Annotated in this window: 6 protein-coding genes; all 6 read left to right on the forward strand. The window is 32.8% G+C overall.

Annotated elements, in window-relative coordinates:
- Positions 1-149: 149 nt before the first annotated feature.
- Entirely contained in the window at positions 150-2,072 is a 1,923-nt protein-coding gene (gene thrS, locus B2X73_RS03280) for a threonine--tRNA ligase (RefSeq protein WP_291047019.1), read from the forward strand.
- 59 nt (positions 2,073-2,131) lie between these two features.
- Positions 2,132-2,641 (forward strand): translation initiation factor IF-3, encoded by a 510-nt coding sequence (gene infC, locus B2X73_RS03285; protein ID WP_236688239.1) that lies wholly within the window; start codon positions 2,132-2,134, stop codon positions 2,639-2,641.
- Between the two features lie 59 nt (positions 2,642-2,700).
- Entirely contained in the window at positions 2,701-2,898 is a 198-nt protein-coding gene (gene rpmI / locus B2X73_RS03290; protein WP_038337133.1) for a 50S ribosomal protein L35, read from the forward strand.
- A 95-nt stretch (positions 2,899-2,993) separates the two neighbouring features.
- On the forward strand, positions 2,994-3,338 hold the full coding sequence (rplT, locus tag B2X73_RS03295) for a 50S ribosomal protein L20 (protein WP_038337134.1): 345 nt from the start codon (positions 2,994-2,996) through the stop codon (positions 3,336-3,338).
- Between the two features lie 134 nt (positions 3,339-3,472).
- Entirely contained in the window at positions 3,473-4,138 is a 666-nt protein-coding gene (locus B2X73_RS03300) for a phosphatase PAP2 family protein (protein ID WP_185144154.1), read from the forward strand.
- Positions 4,122-4,904: a nitrilase-related carbon-nitrogen hydrolase gene (locus B2X73_RS03305; protein WP_286496429.1), complete on the forward strand. Its 783-nt coding sequence runs from the start codon at positions 4,122-4,124 to the stop codon at positions 4,902-4,904. Before B2X73_RS03300 ends, B2X73_RS03305 begins: the two co-directional genes overlap by 17 nt.
- The last annotated feature ends 66 nt before the right edge of the window (positions 4,905-4,970 follow it).

Below are 4,970 nucleotides of genomic sequence, written 5' to 3' on the forward strand. Positions count from 1 at the left end.
ATCTAAAGGAACTCGTTTCAGTATGACATCTAGTTAATATTTAAAATATTCTAAATAATCAATAATCAAACAAAATCAACCCTTTAAAAATTTCGTCAACTTACAGAAAATTCGTAATTTTGCATCCTAGTACAAATTCTAAAAGTAAGATGATAAACATTTCTCTTCCAGATGGAAGTGTAAGACAGTATGAGAGTGGCGTAACTCCTATGGACGTGGCGCTAAGCATTAGTGAAGGTTTAGCACGTAATGTAATTTCGGCTATAGTAAACGATCAACAAGTTGAAACAACAACCCCAATCACCACAGATGCAACGATCAAATTGTTAACCTGGAATGATGAAATGGGTAAAAAAGCTTTTTGGCATTCATCTGCTCACTTATTAGCGCAAGCTATTTTAGAGTTTTATCCAAATGCTAAATTAACTATTGGACCTGCGATTGACAAAGGTTTCTATTACGATGTTGATTTTGGTGAGGATAAATTTACAGAAGCTGATTTTGCGAAAGTAGAAAAAGCAATGTTAGAGAATGCAAAGAAAAAAGCTGAATTCAAATTATATTCAGTTTCAAAAGCAGAAGCATTAGAGACATACAAAGACAATGAATACAAAACAGAATTAATCTCTAATCTACAAGATGGAGATATTACATTCTGTACACACGATAATTTTACAGATTTATGTCGTGGTGGACACATTCCAAACACTGGAATTGTGAAAGCTGCAAAAATCTTGAATGTTGCGGGAGCTTATTGGCGTGGAGATGAGAAAAACAAGATGTTGACTCGTGTTTATGGTATTACATTCACAAAACAAAAAGATTTAACAGAATATCTTGAGTTATTAGAAGAAGCAAAAAAACGTGATCACCGTAAATTAGGGAAAGAATTAGGTTTATTTGCTTTCTCTGAAAAAGTTGGTGCAGGTTTACCACTTTGGTTACCAAAAGGAGCTGCTTTGAGAAGAAAATTAGAAAACTTCTTATTGAAAGAGCAACAAAAAATGGGTTACGAAATGGTAATTTCTCCACACATTGGTCAAAAAGAATTGTATGTAACTTCTGGTCACTATGCAAAATATGGTGCAGATAGTTTTCAGCCAATTAAAACGCCAAACGAAGGAGAAGAATTCTTGTTAAAACCAATGAACTGTCCACATCATTGTGAGATTTACAAAACATCTCAATGGTCGTACCGCGATTTACCAAAACGTTATGCAGAGTTTGGTACAGTTTATCGTTACGAACAATCAGGAGAATTACACGGTTTAACGCGTGTTCGTGGATTTACTCAAGATGATGCTCACTTATTCTGTACACCAGATCAATTATTAGAAGAATTCAAAAAAGTAATTGATTTAGTATTATATGTATTTACAAATCTTGGATTTGATAATTATTCGGCTCAAATCTCATTAAGAGATCCAGAGAATAAAGAAAAATACATCGGATCTGACGAAAACTGGGAAAAAGCTGAACAAGCAATTATCACAGCATCAGCAGAAAAAGGTTTACCAACAGTTGTAGAATATGGCGAAGCTGCATTCTATGGACCTAAGTTAGACTTTATGGTGAAAGATGCATTAGGACGTCAATGGCAATTAGGAACAATCCAAGTGGATTATAATTTACCAGATCGTTTTGATTTAACTTACACTGGAGCAGACAACGAAAAACACAGACCAGTAATGATTCACCGTGCGCCATTCGGCTCTATGGAACGTTTCATTGCCATTTTGTTAGAAAATACAGCAGGGAATTTACCACTTTGGTTAACACCAGATTTATTCACAATTTTACCAATTAGCGAAAAATATGTGGAATATGGAGAAAAAGTATTAAATTTGCTGGCCGAAGAAGAAATTAACGGACTGATTGACAGTAGAAACGAGAAAACTGGTAAAAAAATCCGTGATGCCGAAATCGGTAAAATTCCTTTCATGTTAATCATCGGTGAAAAAGAAGCAGAAAACGGTACAGTTTCTGTAAGAAGACACGGAGAAGGTGATTTAGGAGAGATGACGATTCAAGCGTTTATCGACTTCATGAAAGAACAAATCAAATTAAAATAATTTAAAACAGAATAACTATCGCAATTAGAAGAAAAGGCGGCAGAGGTCCAGCCAGAGTAATTAAGGAAGATCAACACAAGATCAATGATAAGATTGACGCGAAAGAAGTACGCGTTGTTGGAGAAGGTATAGAACCTGGTGTATATCCAATAGCTAAAGCTTTAGAACTTGCAGAAGAACAAGGTTTAGATTTGGTAATGATCAGTGAAAAAGCCATTCCACCTGTTTGTCGTGTCGTAGAGTACAAAAAATTCTTATACGAACAAAAGAAAAAAGAAAAAGAACTTAAAGCTAAACAGCAGAAAGTTGTCGTGAAAGAAATTCGTTTCGGTCCTCAAACAGATGATCATGATTACGAATTCAAAAGACGTCACGCAAGATCTTTCTTAGAAGAAGGTTCAAAATTGAAAGCGTATGTTTTCTTCAAAGGACGTTCTATTATCTTTAAAGATCAAGGAGAAATCTTATTGTTACGTTTAGCTCAAGAATTGGAAGATGTTGGAAAAGTAGAACAAATGCCAAAACTTGAAGGTAAAAGAATGATTATGATGATGGGACCTAAGAAATAATTAGGTTCTTATCATCTTACAAAAAATAAAAAACGTTTTAATTTTAAATATTTGTAATCATGCCAAAATTAAAAACAAAATCTGGAGCGAAAAAACGTTTCAAATTAACAGGAACAGGTAAAATTAAAAGAAAACACGCTTTTAAAAGCCACATCCTAACAAAAAAAGAGACTAAACAAAAGAGAAATTTAACTCAAACTGGTTTAGTTGATCAAGCTGATGTTCATTCAGTAAAACAACAATTAAGATTAAAATAAGAACGTGTTCTTATTTGGTTTATTAATTCATTATTAACCCTGTCGATGGGCCTTAAAGCAGAGCAATCTCGCCCACTACAAAAAAATTAAAAATTATGCCAAGATCAGTAAACGCAGTTGCGTCAAGAGCTAGAAGAAAAAGAGTTTTAAAACTTGCAAAAGGATATTACGGAAGAAGAAAAAACGTTTGGACTGTTGCTAAAAATGCAGTAGAAAAAGGTTTAGTATACGCTTACCGCGATAGACGTCAAAAGAAAAGAAATTTCCGTGCGTTATGGATTCAAAGAATTAACGCTGGAGCAAGATTACACGGATTGTCTTACTCTAAATTTATGGGAGCTATCCACAAAGCTGGAATTGAATTAAATCGTAAAGTTTTAGCTGACTTAGCGATGAACAATCCAGAAGCTTTCAAAGCAATCGTAGAAAAAGTAAAATAATTTTTTTAAACAATATTAAAACGTTTTAAAACTTGGCTATTTAGTCAAGTTTTTTTTTTGCTTAAATTTGAATGAATGTCATTCTAGACTTATTTGGAATCTCATCATAAATGTTATTTAAAAACCCAACTCAAATGAATCAACAAAAAGATTTATTTCTAAGAATTTGGCCATTTTTTGTCGTTTTTTTTATCTACAATTTTGCTGCAATTGCTATGACGCAATATTATGGTCGCGACGAATTACATCTGCATTTCAATCAATACAGCAATCATTATCTCGATAAACTCTTTGTTTTTTATACCGATTTCGGAACCTATTATTTATTTTTTATACTTCTTGGTTATCTATTTTGGAAAACAACTCGAAGATATTTTTATTATTTATTAGTTTCTGGAGCAGTTGCAACAACAATTAGTGTTTTCTTTAAGAATGTCTATTTCGAACAAGTTTTACGTCCTGGATATTATTTTACACAGAAAAAAATAGACATTATTCTAGTCAAAGATTATGCGATACAAATGGCTTCAACTTTTCCTTCAGGACATTCATTAACAGCTGCAATAATTTCGATGACTTTATGTTTATTAACCAAAAACAGATGGTTACAATTATTTTTTGCACTTCATTTTCCAAGTATCGCAATTAGTAGAATCTACTTATCGCGCCATTTTGCGATTGATACCGTTGGTGGTTCGTTTATTGGTTTTTTTATATTTATCTTTATGTATTACATCATCAACCAATCTAATAAACCAAAATTAGATCAAAAATTTATTAACAATGGAGATTCAAAATAAACTTAAAATATCATTAATACAATACGATATAATCTGGGAAGATGCAAAAGCTAATCACGCTTATTTAAATGAATTATTAGCCAATCATCAAACTGATATTATATTGTTACCAGAAATGTTTGCTTCGGGATTTTCGATGAATGTAGAAAAAATTGGTCAAAAACCTTTTGGAGAAACCTTCGAATGGATGCAACACAAAGCCAAAGAATTGAATTCTGTGATTGCTGGAAGCATTTCTACACATGAAAACGATAAATACTATAACCGATTTTATTTCATCTGTCCAAGCGGCTCTATTTATATTTACGATAAGAAACATTTGTTCAGTTACGGAAAAGAAGCTGGGGTATATTCTGCAGGAGATAAAATTGTAACGATAGATTATAAAGGATGGCAAATTCGTCCTATTGTTTGCTACGATTTACGATTTCCAGTTTGGATTCGCAATACTGAGGAAAATCCCTACGATTTGATACTTTGTAACGCTAGTTGGCCAAAAGCACGTCGAGAAGCTTGGATTTCACTCCTAAAAGCTCGAGCAATCGAAAATATGGCTTTTATTGCTGGTGTAAATAGAATTGGCGTAGATGGCTATAATCTCGAGTATCAAGGCGATTCGCATTTATTTGATACATTGGGACAAGATTTGGAAACAATTAACAATCATCCCGAAATTTTACAGTTCGAAATTGATAAAGAAGAACAAGATAAAACTCGAAAGCATTTCAATTTTCTAAATGATCGCGATTCATTTTATTTTGGATAAATACAAGCTCAACTTTGGTTGGGCTTTTTTTTGTATGTGTAATTCTTTTTTATTCATATATTTATG

Source organism: Empedobacter sp. UBA7252 (assembly GCF_002472765.1).
Lineage (GTDB): Bacteria > Bacteroidota > Bacteroidia > Flavobacteriales > Weeksellaceae > Empedobacter > Empedobacter falsenii_B.

Coding starts and splice junctions, on each gene's coding strand:
- thrS (WP_291047019.1), top strand. CDS start 150: ATGATAAACATTTCTCTTCCAGATGGAAGTGTAAGACAGTATGAGAGT.
- rpmI (WP_038337133.1), top strand. CDS start 2,701: ATGCCAAAATTAAAAACAAAATCTGGAGCGAAAAAACGTTTCAAATTA.
- rplT (WP_038337134.1), top strand. CDS start 2,994: ATGCCAAGATCAGTAAACGCAGTTGCGTCAAGAGCTAGAAGAAAAAGA.
- B2X73_RS03300 (WP_185144154.1), top strand. CDS start 3,473: ATGAATCAACAAAAAGATTTATTTCTAAGAATTTGGCCATTTTTTGTC.
- B2X73_RS03305 (WP_286496429.1), top strand. CDS start 4,122: ATGGAGATTCAAAATAAACTTAAAATATCATTAATACAATACGATATA.